The sequence below is a fragment of the Janthinobacterium sp. MP5059B genome (genome assembly GCF_001758645.1).
In the GTDB taxonomy this organism is placed as follows: Bacteria; Pseudomonadota; Gammaproteobacteria; order Burkholderiales; family Burkholderiaceae_D; genus Janthinobacterium; species Janthinobacterium lividum.
In genome coordinates this window covers 70,330-96,371 of record NZ_LRHX01000004.1, presented here as the reverse complement: position 1 = coordinate 96,371, position 26,042 = coordinate 70,330, and the positions used below count along the sequence as shown (strand labels likewise).

Genomic DNA, 26,042 nt, shown 5'->3' with positions numbered 1-26,042 from the left:
GTTGGCGGGCCGTGCACGAAATGCACGCAGCCCGCACGAACGGCACCGGCGTTGATGAAAATGTTGCAAAGGGGTAGCACATGAGCAGCTACAATGCCCGCCATGCCCTCCTTCTTCCGCTCCCTGCTGCGGTACTGCCTTGCTTGCTGCCTGGCCGTGCCCTCTTTCGCCTGCGCCATGCATCCGCTCTGGCTGGACGAAGGCTGGCGCACCTGCGGCAACACCCCGTCCGCACCCGCCTCGCTGCAGCAGCTGGTCCAGCCGGGCCTGTTACTGTGCGTGGAGCGCGAGGTCAACCTGACCGCCACGCCGTCGTCGACGCAGTTGCTGGTGCTGTCGGCGCTGGCTTCCAGCGAACTGTGGCTCGATGGTGTCTTGATCGGCAGCAATGGCCAGCCGGCCCGCCAGGCCAGCGGGGAACGCGCGGGCGACATCGATTTCGCCATCCACCTGACGCCACAACAATTGGCCATGGGCAAGCACCACCTGCGCCTGCTGCTGTCGACGCAGCACGTGCCGGCCCACCTGGCGTCGCCATTTTATGCGCTGTACCTGGTCGACCGGCAAGACTACCGCGCGGGCCTGGCCTGGTACCGGCTGCCGCCACTGCTCCTGGCCGGGGCGCTGGGCGCCGTCGCAGCGCTCTTCCTGGCCCTCACGGCGCTGTACCAGCGGCAGCGTCACTGGGCCATGTTTGCCGCGCTGTGCCTGGTGGCGGCGCTGCTACTGGTGGTGGAACTCTGGCGCAGCTTGACCGGCTATGCCTATCCCTGGCACATGCCGCGCCTGTATGCCGTCAGCGCCCTGACGTGGCTGTTTTCCGCCTTGCTGCCCCTGTATTTTTATACGGCTTACCGCCTGCCGCGCTGGCCGCTGGCGGCGGCAGTGCTGCTGGCGGGCATCGCGCTGGCCGGCGCGCTGCACGTGCATTTCGACGCGCGCTGCTGGCTGATGTTTCTGACGGGCCTGGCAGCGAGCCTGGCGCTCAACTTGGGCGCCCTGTGGCGCCGCCTGCCGGGCAGCCGCGGCGGCACCTTGATCGCGCTGGCCTCGTGCGCGCTGTTCCTGCTGACGGGCAGCCAGTTTGCCGAAGGCGGCTTCGCCCTCGTCGTGTGCTTCCTGCTGCTGCCCCTGTGCGCGCAATTGCTGGCCCAGCTGCTGCGCGAGCGCAGCAAGGCGGCACGCGCCCAGCAGCTGGAAAACCAGCTCCTGCGTAAAAGCATGCAACCGCATTTCCTGATGAATTCCCTCAGTCTGATCAGCGAACTCAACGCACAATCGCCGCAGTCAGCCGAAACCTTCATCGAGGCGCTGGGCGCCGAGCTGCGCATGCTCAACGAATTCGCGCAGCAGCCCAGCATTGCCCTGACGCAGGAACTGGCCCTGTGCGCGAATTACCTGAGCATCATGGGCACGCGGCTGCAGCAGCCGTGCAGCCTGCAACTCGATGGCGAGGCGGCGGGCATCACCGTGCCGCCCGCCATGTTGCTGACGGCACTGGAAAATGCGTTCAGCCACAACCGCTACCGCCACGGCGCCCTGTTTGTCCTGCGCATCGCACAACATGCGCAAACGCATGTGCTTACCCTGGCCCTGCCCGCAGGCGAGGCGCGCCCGCACGCGGGCGGCGGCGTGGGCGAACAATACATCCGCGCCAGCCTGCACGCCGTGTTCGGCGATATGGCCCGCTATGCGAGCGAACAGCAGCCAACGGGCTGGCGCCTCACCTTTACCTTGCCGGCGGCGCCATGAATGTGTTGATACTGGAAGATGAACCGCTGATCGCGCAAGGCCTCGAACGCGAGGTGCGCGCGCATTTCGGCGCGCGCCTGACGGCGCTGGCGCTGCATGACAATGTGCCGCAAGCCCTGGCCGCCCTGGCGCAAGAGCAGGGGCAAGACCGGATCGACTTGCTGCTGCTGGACTTGAACCTGCATGGCGCGGACGGCTATGACCTGCTGCGCCTGGCCCAAAATGCTTCGTTCCAGACCATCATCGTCTCGGCCCACGCGGAACGCTCGATCACGGCGTTCGAATTTGGCGTGCTCGACTTCGTTGCCAAGCCTTTCAGCCGCGAACGCCTGCACAAGGCGCTGCAACGCTATACGGGAAGGCACACGGAGGCGGCCTCGCTGGCCGTCAAGAAGCGCGGTTCCCTGGAATGGATCGCCATGGCCGACATCGACCACGTGCAAGCCGATGGCCACTACAGCAATATCGTGCTGCGCAACGGCGAACAGTGTTTTCATGACTTGCCTATCGACAAGCTCATGGCCCTGCTGCCGCCCCACTTCCTGCGCGTGCACCGCTCCTACATCGTCAACAGCCTGGGTTTCAAGCGGCTGCAGATCGCGGCAGGCGGCAAATATGCGCTCGACACGCAGACCAGCACGGGCATCCCCGTGTCGCGCAGCAGCTATCCCGCGCTGAAACAGCGGCTGCTGGGCTGATATTGTTGAATTAAAGCCAAACTTACCAGTGCGGCGCGTAGTTGGGGAACGGCGGGGCCATGTGCTCGGCTTCCACGGGCGGCGCCATCCAGTCGCGCGGGTCGACCTTGTAGTACTGCAAGAATTGCGCGTACAGCTCCTCGTGGTGCTCGGCCATCTGGTACGGCTTTTCAAAGAAGGTTTCCGTGGCCACGGCAAAGAATTCCGCGGGATTGGTGGCGCCGTAATGGTCCATCACGCTTTGCTGCTGGACCATGGCATCGTGGCGCAGGTTGTCGAAGTCGCGCGACAGCACGGTGGCCCAGCTGCGATAGCTCGACACGCTGGGCAGGTAGGGCGCGCCATTCGCGGCGCCCGATTCGCTGTCGAGCTGATGCGCAAACTCATGCAGCACGACATTGTGACCATCGCTCCAGTCGGCCGCGCCCCGCTGCACGTGGTCCCAGGCCAGCACCACGCGGCCATCGCCCCAGGATTCGCCCAGCAAGCCATTCGCCGATGGCGTCACCACGCCGCCCGGCCCCACTTCATCGCGCGTGACGATGAATTCCGTGGGATACACGAGGATGGTGTCGAGTTCCGGATACACCTGCGTCTGGCGGTTCAGCAGCAGCAAGCAAGCCTGGCCGGCAATCGTATAGCGCATCTCGTCCGTGATCTCCAGGCCGCCGCAACCGACGAATTTCTTTTGATACAGGAATTGCACGACGAGACGGCGTAATTGCTCCTGCAGCGGCGCCGGCATATGCCGGTAGACGGGAATATTGTTTTCCAGCACAGCCAAGCCTTCCGCCGGCAAGGGTTTCGCCAAGGCCCGCTTCAAGCGCCAGCGGGGAAACCACAGTGAAAATACGATGGCGGCCGTGACGAGGGCGATCCACAGCAGCGGATTCATGCGGCGGCCCGTTTCAGGCAAGGCAGGGGCGGACACGATAACAAGGCGGCGTAGGCAGACAAGGACAAGCTCCTTCGAATGAACCCCGCATCGGGACGGGCGGGCAGTCCAGCCCACATGGGGTTGATTAACATCTTTTCAATCCGCCAAGATCAAAGGGCCGGCTCCAACGCCAAAAGCCGGGTTGCAACCCGGCTTTCATTCTTTCATTACAACGTTCCAACGCCTGACAAAACCGTAGCGAGCGGCGATGATTTGTGGCTAAGAAGCGCAACCGTACTCTAGTACGGTGAGCATCGCAGGCCGCACGCCGCGCGAGGTTTGGTCAAGCGTTATTCTGCGGCCTTTTGCTGTGGTGCACCAAACAGAGCGGCAACCAGGGGATCGCGCGTCACGGGACCGCGGTTGACGCGGATGGCGTAATGCGTGTCATCGGCCAGGATGTGGAAGTGACGGCCGCTGCCTGCCATGCTTTGCTCGCGCAGGCCTGGACGGTCCTTGCGCGGTGGCGCGCCTTCGCGTTTTGGCTGAACGATGGCGGCCAGGAAGGCGCGCACGCGCTCAGGATCCGGCGTCAGCTGGTACACTGCCTTGCCCAGGTAGGTGGCGGTGCCTTCGATATAGCGGGCCAGTTCGATCACGCCCGCTTCGCGCAGGTCGCGGATGTATTTGCGGGCGCCCGATGGCGAAAACTTGAGGAACCATGCGATTTCGTCGGCCAGCATCTCGTGCAGCGACAATTCGCCGATCAGCTTTTGCATGTTTTCGATGCGGCGCAAGGTAGCCGACGTCGAACGCACGCGCTCGATCGGTGCCATGGAAATTGGATTCATGCGTTCCGGGGGGATGGGTGCTGCGCGTTCTACCATTTGCGAGCCTTTTTCGGGGCTACGAAGTTCCTGGTGCGCTGCCTTTAATTCGCTCTTCACGTGAGACTGAGTCATTGCATGCATTTGAATACTCCTTTTAAACGATTGCCGGTAGCCCGGATTGTTAAGTTCTTGGCAATTTTTATACCAGAACACCACGAATCCTGAGCGTCTGGACACAGAATGCCTGCGCCGGCGGCTACGGTCTGTGCGTTAACGAACATTAGAAGCAAGAAAGTGAAAAATATTGCCCTACTGAATTCTTTCTCTCATGGCATTTCAAAAAAACATCTAAAAACTCTGCACTCCCGCTCTGTGCTCCCATTCATGGCACAAAGTGAAATAGCGAACAGAAGCGGAACCACCATTGCAATAAATTCAAGCTTCGCACGCGGCGCCCGCCGCCCGCATCGCGCACCTTCGACTCTTGCAAAGGAAATATCATGAAAATACCTGCCCTGTTGGCCGCCGCCTTGCTTGTCAGCCTGTCCGCCTGTAAAAAACCGGCCGAGCCGCCCCTGCCCGAAACGGCACCCAATCCCGCTTCCACCCCGCAAGTGATGCCGGCGCCCGTCATGCCAGCCACGCCGGAGACGGGTCCAGGCAGCACGACGCCGCCTGCGCCGCTGACCGACCCGGCCACCGCGCCCGCGCTGCCGCCCGCCACGGCGCCGAAGTAAAGCCTGAAGACGAGGCCGCCGGACGGCGATCGATCAGGCGCCCGCGCGGCGCCGCCCCTACTCCACGGGGGAGTTACGCGTTGCCAGCCTGTCTGCAACGCGTTTTTTTACGATTGGAGTCGGCCACGCCATGAAGGTTCACCTGCAATGAACCCGCAAGCGGACAGCGGACCCGTCCGCCAAAAATGCGGCAATCCGCACAGCCTTTCCCCTCCCCGTGCGGAAAGGCGGAATCTCGCCATTTCCTATTTTCAATAGATCCAAATTAAACCTTTATAAACAATCACTTGCAATAAACGCCAAAATGCGCTCCACTGGCACGGAAGATGCTTTTATATTTTCATAACCGCCATCAGAGCGGCAGCCTGACCCACTATATAAAACCATCTACCTTTTGGAGACAACAGCATGGCACGCACCTTCCGCATCTCGTCCTTCCTGAACACCAAGGCACTGGCCGTCGCCGTCGCACTGGCCGCGCAATTCCCGCTGGCCGTCCACGCAGCCGATACCGTACGCCTGGGCAACCTGAAATTCGCCCATTACGGCGCCGTCGCCTACATGAAGGAAATCGCGCCGAAATACGACCTGAAAATTGAAGAACGCATCTTCGCCAAGGGCCTCGACATCGTGCCGGCCATGATCGCCGGCGAAATCGACGTGTCCGCCAGCGCGCTGGAAGCGGCCATCACGGGCCGCGCCACGGGCTTGCCCGTGTACCTGGTGGGCGGCTTCGCCAAGGGCGGCGTGCAGATCGTCGGCCGTCCCGACCTGAACATCAAGGGCATCGCCGACCTGAAAGGCAAGAAAGTCGGCGTCACGCGCGGCGGCCCGCAGGAAATCCTGCTGTTTGCCGAACTGACCAAGGCCAAGCTGACCTGGTCCGACAAGCCGGGCAAGGACGTGCAGATCCTGTACATGGGCTACCCTGACTTGAACCAGGCGCTCCTGACCAAGGATATCGACGTCATGAGCCAGTCCGAGCCGTACTCGACCCAGGCGATCCACAAGAAATACGGCGCGGCCATCCTCAAGCCTTACGACACGCCGCTGGGCGAGCCCGTGCGCGCGCTCGTGATGACGGAAAAAATGTACAAGGAAAAGCCGGCCGTGGCCCAGCGCTTCATGGATTGCTTCGTCGCTGCCACGCGCGCCTTCCTGGCCGACCCGAAACTGGCGGAAAAATACGTGCGCGAATCGATGTTCAAGAACCAGATCACCACCGAGGATTACCGCGATGCCATCGACAATGCCATCTTCACGGAAGACATCACACAAAGCCACGTGCAGCTGACCACCGACTACATGGTGAAGTTCGGCGTGGGCCGCATGGCCAAAGCGCCTGTCGCCAAGGATTGGGTCAAGCTGGACCTGCTGGAAAAAGCCAAGAAGTCCTACGCACCTCGCTAATCTGAAAGTGTCACGATGAATATTCAAATGATGAAACGCTTCGCGCACGGCGCCGCCGTGCCCGTCGCCGTGCTGCTGTTGTGGCAAGCCATGTCGACGTTTGGCTGGATCAACCCGCAGATCCTGCCCTCGCCCGTGGCCGTGGTGGTGAAATGGTATGAATACCTGATCCCCATGGAAGCCTACACGCCCGAAGCGGGCAATTACCTGGTGTGGATGTTCTCGGGCGAACTGCCGCACGACGCCTGGGCCAGCCTGTCGCGCGTGCTGGGCGGCTTTGCCATCGGCGCCGGCCTGGCCTTGCCGCTGGGCCTGCTGATGGGCACCAACAAGACCATCTATAAACTGTTCGACCCGCTGGTGCAGGTGCTGCGCCCGATTCCACCGATCGCCTACATTCCGCTGGCGATTCTGTGGTTCGGCCTGGGCAACCCGCCCGCCTTCTTCCTGATCAGCATCGGTTCCTTCTTCCCCGTGCTGATGAATACCATCGCCGGCGTGCGCCAGGTCGACGGCATCTACATCCGTGCCGCGCGCAACCTCGGCGCCAGCCAGATGACCATGTTCCGCCGCGTCATCCTGCCGGCGGCCACGCCGTATATCCTGGCCGGCGCGCGCATCGGCATGGGCACGGCCTTCATCGTCGTGATCGTGGCCGAGATGATCGCCGTGAATAGCGGCCTCGGCTTCCGCATCCTGGAAGCGCGCGAGTACTTCTGGTCCGACAAGATTATCGCCGGCATGTTCACCATCGGCCTGTTCGGCCTGGCCATCGATATCGCCATGAATGCCCTGAATAATCATTTGCTGCAGTGGCACCGCGGCCTGGAACACTAAGAGGAACGGCCATGACCACGATCAATATCAACGCAGTCAATAAAATCTTCACCACGGGCGGCGCGGACGTCATCGCCCTGAAGGATATCAATCTGGAAATCGCCAGCGGCGAGTTCATCTGCCTGCTGGGCCCGTCCGGCTGCGGCAAGTCGACCCTGTTGAACGCCATCGCCGGCTTTTCGCAGCCGACCTCCGGCCAGATCCTGGCCGGCGGCAAGCTGATCACCGAACCCGGTCCCGACCGCGGCATGGTGTTCCAGGAATACGCGCTGTTCCCCTGGATGACCATCGAAAGCAATATCGCTTTCGGCCTGGAAATCGCCGGCAAGACTCCGGCCGAGATCAAGGAACGGGTCGACATGCTGCTGAGCATGCTGGGCTTGACGGAATTCCGTGCCCGCTACCCGAAAGACTTGTCGGGCGGCATGCGCCAGCGCGTGGCGATTGCCCGCGTGCTGGCCCTCGATTCGCCGATCATGCTGATGGATGAACCGTTCGGCGCGCTGGATGCCTTGACGCGGCGCAACCTGCAAGATGAATTGCTGAAAATCTGGAAAGTCTTCGGCACCACCATCGTCTTCGTCACGCACTCGATCGAGGAATCGATCTACCTGGCCGACCGCACCATCGTCATGACCTACCGTCCCGGCACCATCAAGCGCGACGTGGCCATCGACCTGCCCCGCCCGCGCGACCCGAGCGACCCCGAGTTCAACCGCTTGAAACGCATGCTGGGCGAGATGGTGATGGAAGAGCAACAGCGCCATCACAACGCGGAAACGATGGCAAGTACGGCAGATTAGTCGTCGTGCGGCCAAACCCGAAAGCAAGTGCCGGGGTCGGACCTTAAGGTCCGACCCCAGTCCTCGACTTGCGGGTTTCAGCTTTACAATACCGCTGTTTTTAACCCGACACACGGAGCACCATGGCATTCGGCAAATGGCCCCTGAGACCCGCGCTCGCCCCCCTGCTGGCCGTGGGCTCGCTGGTCGTGCTGACGTGGGCGTCGTATGCCTGGGTCAAGCAGCGCCAGCTCGATGAATTGCACCGCACCCTCGATTCGCGCGCGGAACTGTATGCGGCGTCCATCGGCGGCGCCCTCAACAAGTACGAATTCCTGCCCCTGGCCGTGGCCCAGAGCGATGCCGTGGCGCAATTGCTGGAACAGCCCAGCGCCGACAAGGTCACGCAGATCAACGCCTACCTGGTCGACATGAACCGCCGCGCGGGCGCCTTTGCCGTCTACGTGCTCGACGACAAGGGCACGACCCTGGCGTCGAGCAACTGGCAAGACCGCAGCTCCTACGTGGGCGTCAACTACGGTTTCCGGCCCTACTTCAAGGATGCGTTCGCGGGCGGCATCGGCCGCTTCTACGGCATCGGCGCCTCGACCTTCGAAGCCGGCTATTTCATTTCGCAGCCCGTGCAGCGCAACGGACGCATCATCGGCATCGTCGCCGCCAAGGTCAACCTGGACTGGATCGAGCAATCGTGGCGCACGCCCGGCGCGGGCGAACAGATCTGGGTCAAGGATGCGAATGGCGTGCTGATCCTGGCGACCACACCCGCGTTCAAGTTCAAGACCCTGGCCCCGCTGTCGGCGGACGCCAAGAAAGACATCAGCGAACAGCGCCAGTTCCTGCAAGAAAATCTGCCCATCCTGCCGCACCGCGTGCGGCGCCAGTTTGCCGATGGCGCCAGCGTGATGACATTGGAGCGTCCGCAGACGGGCGACACGCCTGCCCTGTCCGGCAGCGCAGACTACCTGGCCGTGAACCGCGCCCTGGGTCCGCTGCAATGGCAGATCACCGTGCTGGCCGAGCTCGACCAGGTCAACGAGGCGGCGCGCAATGCAGCCATCGCCGCCGCGCTGGGCTGGGCCCTGCTGCTGCTGGCCCTGATGTATGCGCGCCAGCGCCGGCGCCGCATCGCCGACAAGCTCAATGCGCAGCAAACCCTGGCGCGCGCTTATGAACAGCTGGAAATCAAGGTCGAACAGCGCACGGCCGACCTGGTCCATGCGAATGGCCGCCTGCAGGCAGAGGTGGCCGAGCGCGAACGGGCCGAGCAGACCCTGCGCTATGCCCAGGCGGAATTGGTGCAAAGTGGCAAGCTGGCGGCCATCGGCCAGATGGCGGCCGGCGTCACGCACGAGCTGAACCAGCCGCTGGCCGCCCTGCAAACGTTTTCCGACAATGCCAAGGTGTTCCTGGCGCGCGGGCGCATCGACGATGCGCTCGATAACCTGTCGACCATTTCCGACCTCGTCAAGCGGCTCGGCTACGTGACGTCGCAACTGAAAGGCTTTGCGCGGCGCAGCGACGATGCGCGCAAACCCGTCAGCGTGCGCCAGGCATTTGCGCAAACCATGCTGCAAATCCGCACGCGCAAGCATTCGCAGCGCCTGACCCTGCATGAAAGCTGGCTTGAGGACGACATCATCGTCCTGTGCAACGCCATCGGCCTGGAACAGGTGTTTACCAACCTGATCACGAACGCCATGGATGCCGTGCCGGAAAGCGAGCCCGTGCACATCTGGTTCCAGGTGCGCCGCGAAGGCGACCTCGCCGTGCTGCATATCACCGATAATGGTCCCGGCATCCCGCTCGCTTCGCTCGACAAGATATTCGACCCCTTCTATACCACCAAGGAACACGGGCTGGGCTTGGGATTATCGATCAGCGCAGGCATACTGCGCGCGGCCGGCAGCGCCCTGGCCGTGCGCAACCGCAGCGCGCAGGAAGGGGGCGGCGCGCAATTTACCATCACCCTGAGCTGCGCCCCGGGGGAGAATAAGATAGAGACGAAGGAATAGGGAATGCACGAGAATAATTTTGAAGGCATGCAAGTGCTGCTGGTGGAAGACGATGCCGTCGTGCGCAAGGGCGCGCGGCAATCGCTGGAGCTGGCCGGCTTGCAAGTGACGGCCGTCGCCACGGCCGAGGAAGCGCTGCCCTACCTGGTGCCCGAATTTGCCGGCATTTTATTGAGCGATATCAAGCTGCCCGGCATGGATGGTTTGAAACTGCTCGATATCGCCGTGGCGCAGGATGCCAGCCTGCCCGTCATCCTCGTCACGGGCCACGGGGACGTGTCGATGGCCGTGGGCGCCATGCGCCGTGGCGCCTACGATTTCATCGAAAAACCGTTTTCCGCCGACTTGCTGGTGGAAGTGTGCCGCCGTGCGCTCGACAAGCGCCACCTGGTGCTGGAAAACATGAACTTGCGCCGCCAGCTCGAGCAGCGCGTCGGCATCGAGGCGCGCATCGTGGGCCGCAGCGCGGCCATGGCCAAGGTGCGCCAGCTGGTACTGAACCTGGCGCCGAAATCGGCCGACATCATCATCCTCGGCGAAACGGGCACCGGCAAGGAACTGATCGCCCGCTGCCTGCACGACTTCAGCGAACGGCGCGACCATCCGTTCGTCGCCATCAACTGCGGCGCCCTGCCCGAATCGATCTTCGAATCGGAACTGTTCGGCCACGAGGAAGGCGCGTTTACAGGCGCGCAGCGCCAGCGCATCGGCAAGATCGAATATGCGAACGGCGGCACCCTGTTTCTCGATGAAATCGAAAGCATGCCGCTGGCCCTGCAAGTGAAACTGCTGCGCGTGCTGCAGGAACGCCAGGTGGAACGGCTCGGTTCCAATAAACTCATTTCCGTCAATTTCCGCGTCATCGCCGCCGCCAAGGAGGATTTGAATGTCCTGGCGGAACAAGGGAAATTCCGTCCCGACCTGTATTACCGCCTGAACGTGGCCAGCCTGACCCTGCCCGCCCTGCGCAACCGGCGCGAGGATATCCCGCTGCTGTTCGAGTTTTTCGTGCTGCAGGCAGCCCTGCGCTACGGCCAGCCGGCTGCCCTCGTCAGCGGCGAACTGATCTCCTCGCTGATGGCGCAGCGCTGGGCCGGCAATGTGCGCGAGCTGCACAATGTAGCGGACCGCTTCGTGCTGGGCTTGCTGGACGACACCCTGAGCCCGGCCGGCTGCCGCGAAGCCTCGCTGGCCGAGCAAGTCGACACGTTCGAGATTTCCATCATCGAAGAAGCCTTGCGCCGCCACAACGGCAACGTCATCGACGCGGCCGCCAGCCTGAATATTCCAAAGAAAACCCTGTACGACAAGCTCAAGCGCTTCGATATCTCGACGGAGCAATTCCGATAATCAGTAGCAAGTAGCCGACACAGCCATGAGGCGGCGTCCTACCCGTGCCGCCGGTATCCTGTGTGAGAATGCAAGCTCTTCCTCATTTCTGCACAGGACACTGCCATGAAAACCGCCGCTCTCTTGCTGGCCGCCACCCTGATGACCGTCGGCGGCGCCTGGGTGCAAGCCCAGTCGACGACGAATCTGAACCAGACGGGCAACCACACCAACAATCCCAACGATCCAGGCCAGAAATCGGACCAGTCCGACAAGCTCGACAATAAAGGCAAACCGATCCACGACGCCAAGCCCGCCAAGACGCGCACGGACAAACGCACGCGGCGCGGCAAGCCCGTGGCCGCGCCGGACACTCCGGCCGCCAGCGGACCGGCCACCACGCCGCCAGCGACGCCAGTCGCGCCGGCCCGCTAAGTCTGCCTCCAGCGCTGCGCCACATTGCTCCAAGGCACGTTATCATCGCGCCTTTGCAATATATTCAGGATGACAATGAAAGCAGCATGGTGTGGAATAGTGGCGGCCAGCGTATTCGCGGCCGCGAGCGTGCAGGCGGCGCCCACAGTGGGCGAATGCATGGAGCTGACGACAGGCATCAAGTTCAGCAAGAACAATGGCGATGCGCAAGTCAACGTCGAAGAGATGTTCGAAGGCAAGAAACAGAAAGGCACGCAGCTGATCCTCGACGGCGGCGTCTTGCTGGCCACGTCCTACCAGGACATCCGCGATGGCCAGGTATTCCTGACGGGCGCGGTCCATTACAATGAAGACGGCACCGTGCGCAGCAAGAACGTCTACACGCCGCAGTCCGCCATCCCCGCCACCATGCGCCCCGGCCAGGAAGTGCGCGTGCAGTTCACGGACACGCGAACGGACACCCACTATCCGCTGGCGGGCCTGTCCGACAAGATCACCACCTCCACGCGCACCGACAAACGCGATTTCTCCATCACCTTCCTGGGCTGGGAACGCCTGGAACTGGGCGACCGCCGCTTCCCCGATGCCTGCAAGTTCGAACTGCGCGACGTCGGTGGCAAGAGCAAAGGCAAGAGCGGCGAATACGTGTGGTACGCGCAAGGCTACGGCGTGATCATGACGGACAAGCTGGACAAGGATGGTGACGTGCAGCCCGCGTATCGCATCGCGCTGACGAAGATCATCAGCGCGCCGTAAGGCCGCCTTCTTTTCCGCAATGCTTGCGTAAACGCAATTAATCCGCCATCCCGCCCCTCTACACTGGCCTGTCTGGTCAGCATGGAGCGGCGATGGCGTATCCCAAACTTCCCTACACCAGCGGCAAGAATACCGCCCTGCTCCATTGCGGCCGCCTCAACGACGCCATCGTGCGCATCCGCCCTGAGCTGCCGGGCAACGTCATCGTCATCCATGGCGTCAACGACGTGGGTACGAGTTTCAGTGCCGTGGAAAAAGGACTCTGCCAGGGACTCGATGCGCGCATGTATGGCGGCGGCCACGTGTTCACCCCAGCCACCTATCGCCTGCCGCAGGAGTCCGACAAGCGTGAAACCATAGCCGACCCGGACGACGTGTATTTCAAGCGCAAGCCGGATGACGCGACGTACAGCCCCGTCATCCCGTTCTACTGGGGCTTTCGCGAACGCAGCAACGCCAGCAAAATGGTCAACGGCCAGAATACGGACCGCTATGGCAACCGCCTGGACAAGGACATGTCGAAGAACGGCGGCCCGTTCGGCAATGCCACCAATACCCTGCCCGACATGTGGAACAAGGGATTATTCTCTCCATACGACGTGGGCGGCGACCCCGTGCGTCCGCTGATGACGGCGCCGGGCCGCATGTACATGGTGTTGGCCGCCAAGCGCCTGGCCGCGCTCATCGCCATGATCCGCGACTACGACAGCAATGACGTGGTTTCCATCGTCGCGCACAGCCAGGGCTGTCTGATCTCGCTGCTGGCACAGGCCTTTCTGCTCGACGAAGGCAAGCGGCCGGCCGACACGCTGATCCTTACGCATCCGCCCTACAGCCTGGTGGAAGACACGACCATGTTTTTCGGCGCGGTGGAAACCAGCCGCATCTTCGGTGGCGGCCGGGATGCGGCGATGGAAGACCAGTACGACGCCATCAGCAATCGCCAGACCCTGCATGCGCGCCTGCAAACGCTGGTGCAGATCGTGCAGGGCGTGGTGGCAAAAAAGCACGCCACGCCCGCCTTCGCGCAGATCAAGGATCACACCGTCTGCCATGGGATGGCGGGCGCGGCATGGCGCGCGGAAGCGGACCGCGACAACCGGGGCAAGGTCTACCTGTACTTTTGTCCCGAAGACATGACGGTGGCGCTGGATAATATGCAAGGCATCGGCTGGCAGGGGATACCCGACCACATCGACGGCCATGGCCTGTCAAAGACCAGGGGCAAGACGGACAAAAGCATCTGGGGCGATGGCCCCACCTATTGGGAAAAGGAATTCCAGCGCCGCCAGCCGCTGGTGGAACTGGGTAAAGGATTTTACCAGCGCGTCTTTACCAACAAGCAACGCCTGGATGCCACTGGCAAGAACAGCGGGCCGGTGCTGGTGGGCCTGCCGCCGCACGACTTCGCCCTGCGCGTGGAAGGCGAGGACGACCATGCCTATGTGGCGGGCGCCAATCGGGGCCATCGGGGCAACCATGCCGAGACACAATGGCCGCCCGTCAAACCCGCAAAATGGAATATCTTTTCAACGGAAGCTGGACGGCGCGAAGGCTTACGCACGATCAATGGCGAAGCACTGCGCGTTCCCAGGGCGCCCGTGCTGGACGGTGGCGAGATCCGCCCTGGTAAGTTCCCTAGGGATTCCGACCAGGCCAGGCTGCCGCGCGACCAGCAAGGACCGTGCGAGGAGGTCGACCCGATCGATGCGGCCATCGCGGTGACCAGCAAGCAAGGTTTGCGCATGCGCAGGCAGGAAGTCATCGCCGATCCCCGGCCACTCAAGCATCGTATTCCCGAATACGGCGCCGGCATGTTCGGCGCGGGCGAGCGCGAGCAAGTGGAAAAGGCCCTGAACCTGGGCAAGGAAGCGGGCGACCAATGCAAGCTCGACCGCGTCTCGCGCCATCCGGGCGGCGGCGACATGCTACTTGTGAATCGCGAAGAAACCCCGAACGAGGCGCGCCAGCGCTGGCAGAACGAGGTCAGCCCCAAATCCTTCCACGGCGCCATCATCGGCAACGCGGAAAACCACCGCAACGTGACGGCGTATGACGTGGCTATTGGCGGGGGCAAAGCCAGCAGCGATCCGCTGTTTTACCGGTATTTGTGTGCGGTGGCGGATTGGCGGCTACAACGAAATCCACTGATACTTAAGCGACCGTCCATACCCAGATGGGAAGAGTTCTTGACGCAATTTGGCATCTATTGGGCCGCTGAGTCCGCGCAGCGCAAACAGATTATTGAAGGCAATGCTCAATACTATAGCTCGGGAGAGTTACCGGCCTGGCTACCTGCCCTGCAGGCTGGGCTGCCCTCCACCGTTGTATGTGAAATAGTCAACGGCAGGCGTACCGAATCGGTCGTTACTCCTGTCGTCCATAAAGCCAGCAACGACATCCCAAGATGAAAAATTTATTCCTCCGCATGCAATATCCGCTGTATGCAGCCGCCATCGTCATGGCACTGCTACTGCTGTGGTCTTTGCTGATCAGCCCATTACCTTTCTTGCTGGAGTCCACGATGCGCAGCAATATATGGAAACACCTGCAGTGGCTGTTGCTGGTCCCGCCTATCGTCGCGGCCACATTGCTTGGATCACGCTGGTTACATTCGCCCAAGCCCGTGGCAGTCGCGAAGCAGCATGTGCAGTTGGCGGCGCCCACCGAGCAGGAAAAGCGCGAGTACATGCTGGAAGTCATCGGCCTTGGTATCACCCTGGACAAGTATCGCCAAGGCAAGCTGTGGGAAGCGCTGCAGAATGGAAATGTCTACGCCAGCATCCGCGAGCAGGATACTAAAAAATATCCTTGGGATGCGATGGAACGATCTGGAATGGCTGGTGGCCGCGGCGGCGACGCGCTGGAAAATGGCGCGAGGGATACTCCGATGTATTTTGGCGTGCCCGTTTTTAACGCAGAACCACCGATCATTAATTCACGCATGCGTGACAGGCCCGACGCACCGGTTATAGGCTTGGCCGCTGGCGCAGCACCTTCCGGCATGCATTGGCATCTGTTCGCTGCCGGTCCGCGCCGCTTCAGCGAATACCCGGACCGTATTCTGGAAGACATATTTGCCTTCTTCGATGCCCATCCCGACGTGCCGTACATCGTACTCAACTCAGAGGACAGCATGTCCACGCGCGATCTTTACCGGCCAAATGAATCGCCATCACTCGTCAAGGACGGCTACTACATTCCCGAAATGCCCGACGCCTCGGCCCTGTTCGTGCTGGCCCGGCGCGAACGCATCGATGCCGTGCGAAAGTTCGCCTACGACGATGCGCCGCCCGAGGATAGCGTCGATGACTTGAATACCTACGGCGTGGCGCGGCGCCTGTATCTGGCCTACTATGACTTGATGGGTACCGTGCCCCAAGAGCGTCTGGAAAGCGATCCGGCAGCCACCACCCGGCGCCAGCCCACGATCGCCGAATGGCTCCCCGTTGCCGCGCAATTTGCGCAGCGCTCCGATATCCGCGGCACGGGCAGCTTCAGCATGCTCGACAAGCTCCAGCACAAGACCTATCACCCACCGAAAGACTGGCAACCCACGCCCTGGTTTCCCTTGCCGTTCAACAAGGAGCAACTGGCGCAGCTGAACCGCCTGCCCACCTTCGGCTTCATCCACAGGCCCACGTTCGTCAGGATGCTCGACAAGGAGGGAAAACCCTTGACGCGCAAGGACCAGCGCGAACAGGCATTGCAGGCGGGCTGGCACGAAGCCTTGCGCAGCTTGCCGGAAGCCGAGCGTCCCGCCGCACCGGCACGCCTGGTCGCCGCCACGGGCGGCAATCAGGCGCAGCTGGTGGCGCTGCACAAGACCTTGCTGAAACATGCGGAAGATGGCGGCACGGAACTCGACAGCGGCAACACGGCGCAGTGGATCGACACGGATCAGCGACTGGGCAACACGGGCGCGGCCACCCTGTTCGTGCAGATGGCCATCGGCGTGATGGGCAGCTACCGCGATGGGGGGATCAGCGCCGTGGTGAACCTGCGCAATCCGGACGAAGCGACCATCGTGCTGGTCAGCCCGCCGTCGGAAGAAAAACGCCGCACGCAAAAGCATCCGCACGGCGGCGATGTATTGCGGCACTACGTCACGCCAGCCATCGACCCGGCGAATTATCCATCGAACTGATTATTTGCCCTGTGCGGCAAGCTGCGCCAGCGCATTGCCCCGCACCTGGAACGCCACCTGCGCCACCGTCTTGCCGGCGCCATCGACGAGCGCCAGCGCATGCTTGCCTGGCACGGGACGCCAGCTGATGCTCTCCGCTGCGCCGCCCATGTCCTTGCCATCGAGCACCCAGCGCAAGGCGTGGCTGCCCTGGGCCTGGAAGAACACGCGCTGCAAGGCGGGCGGGATGTCGGGGTCGATGGCGAGGATGCTGTCTTCGGCCGGATACACGATGGCGGGTGGCTTTACGGTGTCGCCCAATACGGCGATGACGGGGCTTTCCGTGCCGGCGATAAACCATTCGCGACGCGGCGCTTCCAGCGCGGGCTGGTACGCCACCATCTGCTGCAATACGCCGGGCGGCGCTTTCGGGGCATGGCTGGGCACGTTCTTGTGCAGGTAATCCATCACGTCGCGCCACACGGGCGCGGCGCCCGTCACGCCCGACACGTCCCACATGGGCTTGCCGTCGAAGTTGCCCACCCAGACGCCCACCGTGTAGCGCGCCGAGTAGCCCATGCACCAGTTGTCGCGCATGTCCTTGCTCGTGCCCGTCTTGACGGCACTCCAGAAATTCGTCCCCAGCTCGTTGCGCAAGCCAAAGGTCATGCTGCGCGCGGCGCGGTCGGCCAGGATGTCGCCGACGATGAAGGCAGCGCCCGGCTCCATCACGCGGCGCCGATCCTTGCCCGCCTGGCCCGGCTGCAGGCTGGCCGTGCTGTACAGCCCGCCATTGGCCAACGCACGGTAGGCGTTGGCCAGTTCCAGCAGGCTTACTTCGGACGAACCCAGCGCCAGCGAAGGACCGTAGTATTCGGCCGGTTCCGTCAGGCTGGACAGGCCCACGTCCTTGAGGCGGTTATAGAAGCCGTCCTGCCCCGTCAGCAACACCGTGCGCACGGCGGGAATGTTGAGGGAACTGGCCAGGCTGGTGCGGGCGCTGACATACCCTTTGAAATTGCGGTCATAGTTTTGCGGCGCATACATGCCGGACGCCGTGGCGACGTCGAGCGGTGAATCGTCCATGACGGACGCGGCCGTCATCAGCCGGCGCTCGATGGCCAGTTCATACAAGAACGGTTTCAAGGTGGAACCGGCCTGGCGCAGGGCCGCCACGCCATCGACATGGCTGCCGCCCGCATTGCCCACATAGGCGAGAATGTCGCCGCTGCGGTTGTCCAGCACGATGATGGCGCCATCGTTGACATTGCGCTCGCGCAAGGACGCCAGTTGCTGGCGCAGGTTTTCCTGCGCGAAACGCTGCAAGGGGCCGTCCAGGGTGCTGGCGACTTGCGCGCCCGGCTGTTTCAACAGTTGCTGCGCCACTTGCGGCGCCGGCGCCAGCTCCGCATACAGGGCGTTACGCTGCAAGGCCGTCTGCACGCGCTGGCCGATCAGCTGGCAACTGCTGTCCATGCGCCATTCCTTCGCCAGCGCGCAGGCGCGGCGCGTGACGGCGGCCGGCGGCGCGTTCGGCGCCCGCACGAGGCTGGCCAAAATGATGCCGTCCGTCTGGTTCAGGCCCGACGGCGCCTTGCCGAACAGGCTGTACGAGGCGGACGCGATGCCCTGCAATTCGCCACGGAACGATACGAGGTTCAGATACGCTTCAAAAATCTGCGCCTTGCTCCAGCTATCCTCGATAGCCTGGGCCGCACGCATCTGGTCCCATTTCTGGCGCAGGCTGCGTCCGCCCGAAGACGCCTGCAAGTCCGCGTCCAGCTGGCCTGCCAGCTGCATGGTGATGGTCGAAGCGCCCCGAGGTTTCTTGGAAAACAGATTGTCCCAGGCGGCCGTGGCCAGCGCGGACACATCCACGCCGCCATGCCGCATGAAGCGCTGGTCTTCCGCCAGCAGCACGGCCTGCTGCACGGCGGGAGAGATGTCTGCCAGCGGCACCCACGGCAAGCGGCGCACCTTCATGTCCACGCGCAAGGATTGCAGCGGCACACCGCTGCGGTCCAGCAGCTGCGCTTCCGAACTGCGGTACGCGGCCTGCACCTGGGCAGGCGTCAATATCGCTTCAGCGAAGACCGGGCCGGCCAGCAGGCCGCCCATCAGTAAAACAAACCCTTTCACTGCCCCACCTTCACATTCGCGTTCGGCGACTCGCCAAACATCTCGGGCGAATACATGGCTTCGATGCGCGTGGCCGGCAGGCTGAAATCCCCTGCATTGTTCAGGCGCACCGTGTATTCCACGCTCCAGTTACCCTTTGGCACGAAGGCGTAATACGCGCGGAAAGCGTCGAACGCCCGCTCTTCGAACGTGGGCCAGACCCAGCCCGTGGACCTCTCGCCCGCCGTGAGCAGCTGCGAATCGCGCCCCAGGCCATTGCCCAGCACCGTGGCGCTGGCGGGAATCGGGTCATCGACCACTACCCAGCTCATGTCCGCCTGCGCCGACAAGTCCAGGCGCACGCGGTAGACGTCGCCGCGCGACCAGGCGCCCGCCGTCTTCTGTTCCACCGGCATAATGGTTTTCTTGATCGTGTAACCGCTGGAGACGGGCGCCTTGAGCGGGATGGCCGCCAGGCTTTGCACGGTGGCCCAGGGCTTGCCCGTGCCGCTGTGCGCCAGACCCAGGGTGTCCGTGCCCTTCGGCCACGCTTGCAGCACGGGGCCGACCTTCGCCGCGCCATTCCACACGAGCGCTTGCGTATCGCTGCCCAGTTTGACGGCGCTGGCGCCCGTCACGGGCGTGGCTTCGAACTTGGCCGAGAACTTGGCGATCGCCAGGGTGCCCCAGGCGTTAGCCACCGTCGTATCCCAGCGGCCCTTCTTCTGCCGGCCCATGCTGCCGCGCACAAGACGGCCGATGTCGTCCTTCCACGCCGGATTGTCCATCACGGCCAGCAGCAGCCGGTTGGCATTGACGTCGCCGGAGACCATCAGCCACCACCAGTTATCCTTGCGCTCGGTGGAAAAGCCCATGGTCGTACCCTGGAAATTCAGGCGCGCGCGCAATATCTGCTGCGCCTCGGCCAGCAGGACATCGCGGCGCGCCAGGCTTGGCGTGCGTTGCAGCAACAAGCTCCAGTCGATGACGGCGGACGTCGGCCACAGGTTCGGGCTGATACTGATGCTCTCCAGCGCATCGGGCGGCACCTTGTTCGAACGCGACAGCGCTTCCAGCGCGGCCAGCTTGCGCACGGCCAGGTCGGTCGTATCCAGCGCGGAACGGCGCACGATGCGGCCCTGCACGAAGGCCGTCAAGGCTGCTTCCATGCGGTTTTTCGTCTGTTCGGGAATCGCATAGCCCGCTTCCCGGGTGGCCGACAGCACATACGCCGTCAGGCTGTCGCTGCCCTGCTCCATGATGGGGAAGTATTTCAGCAGGCCGTCGCTGTCCAGGTAGGCGGGCAGGCTGGCGGCCAGCTTGTTCCACGCCTCCTGGTCTTGCAGGGCGATGGCCTTCGACGTGTTCTGCTCGAAGCACGTGTACGGATAGGCCGCCATGTACTCGCGCACGCCGGGCAGCTCGCCGCCCAGCCTGGCGACAAAGCTCGTCTGGATGCCGCCCCGGCCCGGCAAGGCGCCGGCCGGCATCTGCACGGACATATTGATGGGCTTGTCGATCTGCTGCAAGGTGGCTTGATACGTGCGCACGGGCGTGGCCTGGCCCACCTTTTGCGTGATTTTGAGTTTATCCGTATGGCTGCCTGCCTTGGCGACTATCTCCCACACAATGCTGGTCGCGCCGAGCGGCACCTGGTAATCCCAGCCCGTTTCGCGCGCTTCGCCCGCCGCCAAGGTCAAGCTCTGGCGCGGCAATGCCTTGCCGGCCGCGCTGACGTTGAGGTCCACGCTCAAGGATGCGGCCGAGGTGTTGCGCACGGTAAATCCGGCGCGCAACTGGTCGCCTTCGCGCACGAGGGTCGGCAAGCCCGACATCAAGATCAAGTCTTGCGAGCTGCGGATATCCGTACTGCCCGTGCCAAACAATTCCTTGCCGGCGCTGGCGATGGCGACGATGCGAAACGCCGTCAGCGAGTCGTTCAGCGGCACTTGCACGGTCGCTTCGCCCTTGGCGTCGAGCTTGACGGTGCCCTTCCAGAACAGCAGGGTGTCGAACAGCTCGCGGCTCGCGCCCTTGCCGCCGCCACCGCCGGCCGGGAAGGCCTTGCGGCCGAAGTGGCGCTTGCCGATCACCTGCATCTGCGCCGTCGCCGTTTCCACCTGCAGGCTGCGCTGCGCCATCATGGTGTCGAGCAAGTTCCAGCTATCGTTGGGCATCAGTTCCAGCAAGCCCGTGTCGACGGCCGCCAGCGCTACTTCCGCGCCGGCCGGCAAGGCTTTACCGTCGGCGCGGCGCACGCGCACGGACACCTCCGCCTTGTCGCGCGTCTTATACACTTCCTTGTCAGACACCACCATCACGTTCAGCTCATGCGCCTGCCAGCCCACGTTCAGCGGTGCAATGCCCATCTTGTAAGCCGGCTTGCCCAGGTCGACCAAGGCCGTCGGCTGCACGCCATCGACCCGGCCCCGCACGACAAACACGGACACATACACATTCGGCGCGTAATTCGATTTGACCGGGATAGTCACCACAGGTTCCCGGCCATTGAGCTGGCGCACATAGGTGTCGAGGATGCCTTCGCGCTCGACCGTGATCAGCGCCGTGCCCGAGCGGAAGGGCATGCGCACTTGCAAGCTCGCTTCCTGGCCCGGTTCATAGCGTTTCTTTTCCGGCAAGACGTCGATGCGGTCATTGTCGCTGGCGTTGAACCACCAGTCGCCGCTGCCGGCCACCCAGGTTTCGCGGTTGGCGATGGCCGCATTGCCGGCACTGTCCTGCGTGCGGGCGCGCAGAATCAGATTGCCGCTGGCGGGCGCCTTCACGTCGCAAATCAACAGGCCCTTGGCGTCCGTCTTGCCCGAGCATGCAGGGCCCAGCTTGACCACTTCGCTGCTGTTTTCATACGCATAGAAGCCGCCGATCAGGCGCCGGCGGTGCGAATAGCTGTTGCGCTGGAAAAAGTCGACGGCGACCGGGGCGTTCGCCACCGGCTTGCCATTGGTACCGAGTACGGCCACCGTGAACTTGAAGGCATCCTTGCTCAAGGCCCAGGCGTCAGGCTTGATGCCGATCACGACGTTCGATGGCCACAGCGGCACTCTTGTCGCCACGGAGGCCGTCTCGCCATTCGCATCCTGGAAAGCCATTTCCGCCACCAGGTCGCGCGGCGTGGACAGCTGCGGCAGCTGGTCGATGACGATGCGCGCGCCGCCCGCCTTGTCCAGGGTCAAGCTTTGCGTGCGCGCGGCCGTGGCGCCGGGGCCGGCACGGCCGCCATTGCCCTCGTCCTGCCACTCGCCCTCATCGTCGTCGTAACCCGTGCCCTGCTTGACGAGGCCTTCCTTCACGTCGCCATTGCTGAAGCTGTATTCGGGATAATCGGCAAAGGAAACACTCTTGTCTTGCAGCACCGTACGCAACTTGACGGGCGCATTCGTGGCGGCGCCGCCAGCCAGATACGTGATTTGCGCGTCGAGGGCCAGCTGCTTCGCCTGCACGGCGGGCGCCTTCGGTCCCTGCAGCACGGCCTTCATGGTCGGCACGCGAAACGCTTCCACGCGGAAACTGCCGGACGGGCGGCCCGCCATCGTCACGCTGTATTCGCCCTGCTTGGCATCGGCGGGAATGACCCAGTCGCTTTCCGCCGTGCCGCTGGCGGACCAGCGCAGGGGCAACTGGTAGTTCTGGTCGCTGCCCTGGTGCGTGATGACGATGGAGGTGGCACTGCCGGGGCCGTTGTTCTTGTCGATCAGGCTCATGCCTTCGCCCGTGTGCTTGCGGATGAAATGCTTCATGTGCACGGTTTCGCCGGCGCGCAGCAAGGTGCGGTCGAATACCGTGGCCAGCAAGGTGTTGTCGGCGCGCGTGTCGTCCGTGGGCAAATTGAAACGCCAGGCTTCGATGCCGCCCACCCAGTCCGACAGGGTGAACGTCATGTCGCCGCCGCTGCGCGCACTGATAAAGTAGCGGCCATTGTTCTTGCACGAGGAATTGGCCAGCTCGCCGGGGATGTGCGCCACGCCGTCCGCGCCCGTGGCGCCTTGCCACAGCAGCTTGCCGGCGCAGTCGCGCACGGCCACTTGCGCCTTCGCGACAGGCGCGCCCTTGTCCAGCGACGTCACCCACACGAGCGACGATTGCGCGCCATGCTTGAAGTGGGCCGCCAGATTCGTCACCAGCGCGGCCGTGCGGATGTAGGCCGTCGTCGGTTTGCCCAGCAATGCCTTGCCGAGGATGGGGCTGGCCAGCTCGACCACATAAAAGCCCGGTTTCAGCAAAGGAATGCCGATCACTTCAAAGGTTTTCTTGCCGTCCGGACGAGGCAGGCTGATGGGGCGCGTGCCGGCAGCGTCGGCCAGCACGGATTTGCTCATGTTGCCCGCATATTGCGCATATGGCTGCCAGTATTCGCCCCCATCGCCATTGCCGGCCAGGCGCCGCATCCACTCGATGATGAACTTGTCGTCATTGTCGGGCACGCGCAAGGTGGCGCCCGTGGCGGCAGCGGATGGCTGCGCGACTTCCTTGCCGGAGAGCACAGGTTCGATATTGCGCACGGTCACAGGCAGCAAACCGTCGCCCTTGGCTTCGATGATGCCGAACGGCGCCGGGAACTTCAGCAGCGGCGGCTGTTCGCCCGTGCGCACCGTCATGGGGAAGCGCGCGCGGTTGAGCAAGGCGCGGCCCGCGTCATCCGTCAGCTTCGGCGGCAGGGCCAGCACGAAACTGGCCTGCACGGGAAACGGGCCGTTGAAGGTGGCGCCATACAGGAATTCCGCCTTTTCTTCCTCTTTTGCAATCGTCGGCGCATACGTCTTGCCGCCGCCTTTCAGGGTCATGGCGCGCACCTGCGCCGCGCTCACGGGCGCGGAAAACTGCACGCGCATGGGCAGGAAGGGAATGCACTGTTCCTTCGGATTGCTGCGCTCGCAGCTGAACTTGGCCGTGAAATCGGGACGCGTCTTGAACTGCAGTGTTTGCGCCTTGTCCGTGGCGATGCCGCTGGCGCTGGCGATGCCCTCGCCCCACACGAGCGACACCTTGGCGTTGGCGGGAAAACTGCGCTTGCATTGCAACACGGTCACAGGCAGCGGCGGCGCACCCTTGCTGGCGACGGGCATGCCCACTTTCCACAGCGTGCCCCGCTTCTTGAAATACACGGTCAGGTAACGGTCGAGAAAACTCTTGCGCAGGGCCAGTACCTGCTCGAGTTCCTTGCCCACAAGCTGCCGCACGGGAATCTTTTCATTGATGCCATCGGCGCGGCAATACGCGTTGGCGGCCACGCTGGCGTCGTTCGGCACCGCGTCGAGGCCCAGCACGAAGATCTGGTTTTCATCGATATACGGCTGACCGTCATACGGCACGGCCTCGACGATGGCCGGGCCGCCCGTGGAAAAGCGGTAGGCGCTAGTGCCCTGCAAGGGCTTGCCTGCCTGGTCCTTCAGCCCCGCTTTCAAGGCAAAGCTGCACGCCACGCCGGCCGGCAAGTCGCGCTCGAAATCATAGTTCCAGTTGCGCTCGTCGGCCCAGCGCCCCGCGCCCGCCACGACGGCAGGTTCGGCCTTGCCGCAATCGATGGCGAACGGCGCGGGCAAGCCCATGTCGCCGAACGGCACCATCGGCGTGGAGAACTGGGCCCGTACCTGGCGCACGGCCTTGACCGTGCCGCTCGGTGAAAACAGGGACACGCCGCTATCGGCCCAGGCCGGCATAGCCATGCCCAGCGACAGCAGCACCGCCAGCAGACCCAGCGGGGCCAATTTGCCGGACAGCGGGGAAGAAACAGCACGGGGGTGGTCAGGCACGGGTAACTCCTTGATGAAAAGTGGCGGAGCTGACTGCGGCGCACGATAGTTGCCCGAGAGAAGCCCGGAAAAACAACAGAACGCGGCAGGAATACAACATCAATGTAATATTAGTTATCAAGCTCATCATTGTTGCTAATATACAGTGGCATGCTGGTAACAAGTCGTACGATTGCCTCCAGTTACGGCGCCAGAATATGGCCGTGATTGCAAAATTTTCCGGAGGCGAATTAGTTTTTTTCAACACCGAAGTAGTTGTCGTGAATCTGCAACACCATTGATATACAACAATGCTTTGTGCGCTAACGCACCGACCACGTGAACCTGCAACCGTATTCTCTACTCCAACAGCAGTGCATTTATCGCAAGAAAGCGCACCTGGAATTGTTGTCTATCTCTAGCAATAGCATGTCTGGCAGTTGTCGCATTGATGCATTAGAGAAAATCTCTTATCAACGTTGGGAGTTACTTGTGAATAATCTAAAAAAAATCGCCGTTGCCGCCGCAGTACTGTGCTCCGCCCTCGGCGCACAGGCCCAGGAAATCAATCCTTCCTGGTACATTCAACCTAGCCTCAACGCCCTCAAGCCAGATTCCGACTTCGCTACGGATAAAACCGGGTATGGCGCAGGCTTGCGTTTCGGTAAACCTGTTTCCCAGGACTGGGATATCCAGCTGGGCACCACGTATGCCCGCTCCAAGGATGGCCAACAGCGCTACCAGCAAAATACGCTGGGCGTAGACGGTCTGTACATGTTCTCGCGTAAAGCCTTCCGCCCCTTCCTGCTGGTCGGTGCCGGCATGCAGCGCGACAAGGACACCAGCTTCGCTTTCGGCGAACGCAAAAAGAGCTCGCCGTACGCCAGCGTCGGTCTGGGCTTCCAGTCCACGATCAACGATCAACTGTCGTTCCAGGCTGACGTGCGCAACGTGCACGGCTTCCTGCGCGGCAATACGTTCGACCCGAGCAGCAAGGCCAACAACTACTACGTCACCGTGGGCCTGAACTTCGCGTTCGACAAACCACCTGCACCGCCGCCACCACCGCCACCGCCGCCAGTGCGTGAAGAAGTCGTCGTGGTCGTGCCGCCACCACCGCCGCCACCGCCAGCACGCTTTGAAAAAGTGACGATGGCAGCAACGGAACTGTTCGCGTTCGACAGCGCCAAGCTGGGCCCGACACAGACCAAGCTTGACGAAATCGCCCGCGTGCTGAACGCAGCGCCGGACGTCAACAACGTCGTCATCAGTGGTTATGCCGACCGCATCGGTTCGGCCAAGTACAACCTGAAACTGTCGCAGCAGCGCGCTGATGCAGTCAAAGAATACCTGGTCGCCCACGGTGTCGCCGCCAACCGCCTGACGGCCGAAGGCAAGGGTTCCACCAATCCTGTCGTCACCTGCGATAACAAGAAGCGTGCCGACCTGATCAAGTGCCTGGAACCAAACCGCCGCGTTGAAGTGGAACAAATCACCATCGAACGCCGCGTGCAGTAAGCTAAACAGTGGTACGCCACTTGTGAATAAAAAAAGGGGCTCGCGCCCCTTTTT

At 62.8% G+C, this 26,042-nt stretch carries 17 protein-coding genes; 13 read left to right on the top strand and 4 right to left on the bottom strand.

Annotation, left to right across the window (positions count from 1 at the left end; genetic code table 11):
* Nucleotides 1-93: 93 nt before the first annotated feature.
* Together JAB1_RS02760 and JAB1_RS02755 are read left to right on the top strand one after the other, a co-directional pair.
* Nucleotides 94-1,752 (top strand): sensor histidine kinase, encoded by a 1,659-nt coding sequence (locus JAB1_RS02760; RefSeq protein ID WP_070278610.1) that lies wholly within the window; start codon nucleotides 94-96, stop codon nucleotides 1,750-1,752.
* The gene (locus tag JAB1_RS02755) at nucleotides 1,749-2,450 is read left to right on the top strand and encodes a LytTR family DNA-binding domain-containing protein (RefSeq protein WP_070278608.1); all 702 of its coding nucleotides are present in this window, start codon (nucleotides 1,749-1,751) and stop codon (nucleotides 2,448-2,450) included. Before JAB1_RS02760 ends, JAB1_RS02755 begins: the two co-directional genes overlap by 4 nt.
* A gap of 22 nt (nucleotides 2,451-2,472) precedes the next feature.
* Here JAB1_RS02755 and JAB1_RS02750 read toward each other — a convergent pair whose 3' ends face one another.
* Complete coding sequence (locus tag JAB1_RS02750) at nucleotides 2,473-3,345, bottom strand: M90 family metallopeptidase (protein ID WP_034786297.1); 873 nt, start codon at nucleotides 3,343-3,345, stop codon at nucleotides 2,473-2,475.
* Between the two features lie 332 nt (nucleotides 3,346-3,677).
* Nucleotides 3,678-4,178 (bottom strand): winged helix-turn-helix domain-containing protein, encoded by a 501-nt coding sequence (locus tag JAB1_RS02745; RefSeq protein WP_010396453.1) that lies wholly within the window; start codon nucleotides 4,176-4,178, stop codon nucleotides 3,678-3,680.
* Nucleotides 4,179-4,657: 479 nt separating this feature from the next.
* Between JAB1_RS02745 and JAB1_RS02740 the strand changes: the two genes are divergently transcribed.
* From JAB1_RS02740 to JAB1_RS02695, 10 genes are all read left to right on the top strand, one after another.
* Nucleotides 4,658-4,894 (top strand): hypothetical protein, encoded by a 237-nt coding sequence (locus JAB1_RS02740; RefSeq protein WP_070255060.1) that lies wholly within the window; start codon nucleotides 4,658-4,660, stop codon nucleotides 4,892-4,894.
* A gap of 408 nt (nucleotides 4,895-5,302) precedes the next feature.
* Nucleotides 5,303-6,304: an ABC transporter substrate-binding protein gene (locus tag JAB1_RS02735; protein WP_070278606.1), complete on the top strand. Its 1,002-nt coding sequence runs from the start codon at nucleotides 5,303-5,305 to the stop codon at nucleotides 6,302-6,304.
* 15 nt (nucleotides 6,305-6,319) lie between these two features.
* Nucleotides 6,320-7,141: an ABC transporter permease gene (locus tag JAB1_RS02730; protein ID WP_034758877.1), complete on the top strand. Its 822-nt coding sequence runs from the start codon at nucleotides 6,320-6,322 to the stop codon at nucleotides 7,139-7,141.
* A gap of 11 nt (nucleotides 7,142-7,152) precedes the next feature.
* On the top strand, nucleotides 7,153-7,944 hold the full coding sequence (locus JAB1_RS02725) for an ABC transporter ATP-binding protein (RefSeq protein WP_034786306.1): 792 nt from the start codon (nucleotides 7,153-7,155) through the stop codon (nucleotides 7,942-7,944).
* 122 nt (nucleotides 7,945-8,066) lie between these two features.
* Nucleotides 8,067-9,956 (top strand): ATP-binding protein, encoded by a 1,890-nt coding sequence (locus JAB1_RS02720; RefSeq protein ID WP_070278604.1) that lies wholly within the window; start codon nucleotides 8,067-8,069, stop codon nucleotides 9,954-9,956.
* A 3-nt stretch (nucleotides 9,957-9,959) separates the two neighbouring features.
* Nucleotides 9,960-11,306 (top strand): sigma-54 dependent transcriptional regulator, encoded by a 1,347-nt coding sequence (locus tag JAB1_RS02715; RefSeq protein ID WP_070278602.1) that lies wholly within the window; start codon nucleotides 9,960-9,962, stop codon nucleotides 11,304-11,306.
* A 105-nt stretch (nucleotides 11,307-11,411) separates the two neighbouring features.
* Complete coding sequence (locus JAB1_RS02710) at nucleotides 11,412-11,720, top strand: hypothetical protein (protein WP_070278600.1); 309 nt, start codon at nucleotides 11,412-11,414, stop codon at nucleotides 11,718-11,720.
* A 75-nt stretch (nucleotides 11,721-11,795) separates the two neighbouring features.
* On the top strand, nucleotides 11,796-12,476 hold the full coding sequence (locus JAB1_RS02705; RefSeq protein ID WP_139144420.1) for a hypothetical protein: 681 nt from the start codon (nucleotides 11,796-11,798) through the stop codon (nucleotides 12,474-12,476).
* A gap of 92 nt (nucleotides 12,477-12,568) precedes the next feature.
* Complete coding sequence (locus JAB1_RS02700) at nucleotides 12,569-14,887, top strand: DUF3274 domain-containing protein (RefSeq protein ID WP_070278595.1); 2,319 nt, start codon at nucleotides 12,569-12,571, stop codon at nucleotides 14,885-14,887.
* 215 nt (nucleotides 14,888-15,102) lie between these two features.
* Nucleotides 15,103-16,623 carry a DUF2875 family protein gene (locus tag JAB1_RS02695; protein WP_175445009.1) on the top strand — a complete coding sequence of 507 codons (1,521 nt, stop codon included), beginning with the start codon at nucleotides 15,103-15,105 and terminating at the stop codon, nucleotides 16,621-16,623.
* Here the strand turns inward: JAB1_RS02695 and pbpC are convergent, their stop codons facing one another.
* Together pbpC and JAB1_RS02685 are read right to left on the bottom strand one after the other, a co-directional pair.
* Nucleotides 16,624-18,720 carry a penicillin-binding protein 1C gene (gene pbpC, locus JAB1_RS02690; protein ID WP_070278591.1) on the bottom strand — a complete coding sequence of 699 codons (2,097 nt, stop codon included), beginning with the start codon at nucleotides 18,718-18,720 and terminating at the stop codon, nucleotides 16,624-16,626.
* Between the two features lie 17 nt (nucleotides 18,721-18,737).
* On the bottom strand, nucleotides 18,738-24,491 hold the full coding sequence (locus tag JAB1_RS02685; RefSeq protein ID WP_070278589.1) for an MG2 domain-containing protein: 5,754 nt from the start codon (nucleotides 24,489-24,491) through the stop codon (nucleotides 18,738-18,740).
* A gap of 471 nt (nucleotides 24,492-24,962) precedes the next feature.
* Here JAB1_RS02685 and JAB1_RS02680 point away from each other — a divergent pair, with 471 nt between their 5' ends.
* Entirely contained in the window at nucleotides 24,963-25,988 is a 1,026-nt protein-coding gene (locus JAB1_RS02680; protein WP_034786319.1) for an OmpA family protein, read from the top strand.
* Nucleotides 25,989-26,042 lie beyond the last annotated feature (54 nt).

Excerpts from the sequence above, each read along its gene's own strand:
- JAB1_RS02760 (WP_070278610.1), top strand. The coding sequence starts at position 94 with ATGCCCGCCATGCCCTCCTTCTTCCGCTCCCTGCTGCGGTACTGCCTT.
- JAB1_RS02755 (WP_070278608.1), top strand. The coding sequence starts at position 1,749 with ATGAATGTGTTGATACTGGAAGATGAACCGCTGATCGCGCAAGGCCTC.
- JAB1_RS02750 (WP_034786297.1), bottom strand. The coding sequence starts at position 3,345 with ATGAATCCGCTGCTGTGGATCGCCCTCGTCACGGCCGCCATCGTATTT.
- JAB1_RS02745 (WP_010396453.1), bottom strand. The coding sequence starts at position 4,178 with ATGAATCCAATTTCCATGGCACCGATCGAGCGCGTGCGTTCGACGTCG.
- JAB1_RS02740 (WP_070255060.1), top strand. The coding sequence starts at position 4,658 with ATGAAAATACCTGCCCTGTTGGCCGCCGCCTTGCTTGTCAGCCTGTCC.
- JAB1_RS02735 (WP_070278606.1), top strand. The coding sequence starts at position 5,303 with ATGGCACGCACCTTCCGCATCTCGTCCTTCCTGAACACCAAGGCACTG.
- JAB1_RS02730 (WP_034758877.1), top strand. The coding sequence starts at position 6,320 with ATGAATATTCAAATGATGAAACGCTTCGCGCACGGCGCCGCCGTGCCC.
- JAB1_RS02725 (WP_034786306.1), top strand. The coding sequence starts at position 7,153 with ATGACCACGATCAATATCAACGCAGTCAATAAAATCTTCACCACGGGC.
- JAB1_RS02720 (WP_070278604.1), top strand. The coding sequence starts at position 8,067 with ATGGCATTCGGCAAATGGCCCCTGAGACCCGCGCTCGCCCCCCTGCTG.
- JAB1_RS02715 (WP_070278602.1), top strand. The coding sequence starts at position 9,960 with ATGCACGAGAATAATTTTGAAGGCATGCAAGTGCTGCTGGTGGAAGAC.
- JAB1_RS02710 (WP_070278600.1), top strand. The coding sequence starts at position 11,412 with ATGAAAACCGCCGCTCTCTTGCTGGCCGCCACCCTGATGACCGTCGGC.
- JAB1_RS02705 (WP_139144420.1), top strand. The coding sequence starts at position 11,796 with ATGAAAGCAGCATGGTGTGGAATAGTGGCGGCCAGCGTATTCGCGGCC.
- JAB1_RS02700 (WP_070278595.1), top strand. The coding sequence starts at position 12,569 with ATGGCGTATCCCAAACTTCCCTACACCAGCGGCAAGAATACCGCCCTG.
- pbpC (WP_070278591.1), bottom strand. The coding sequence starts at position 18,720 with ATGGGCGGCCTGCTGGCCGGCCCGGTCTTCGCTGAAGCGATATTGACG.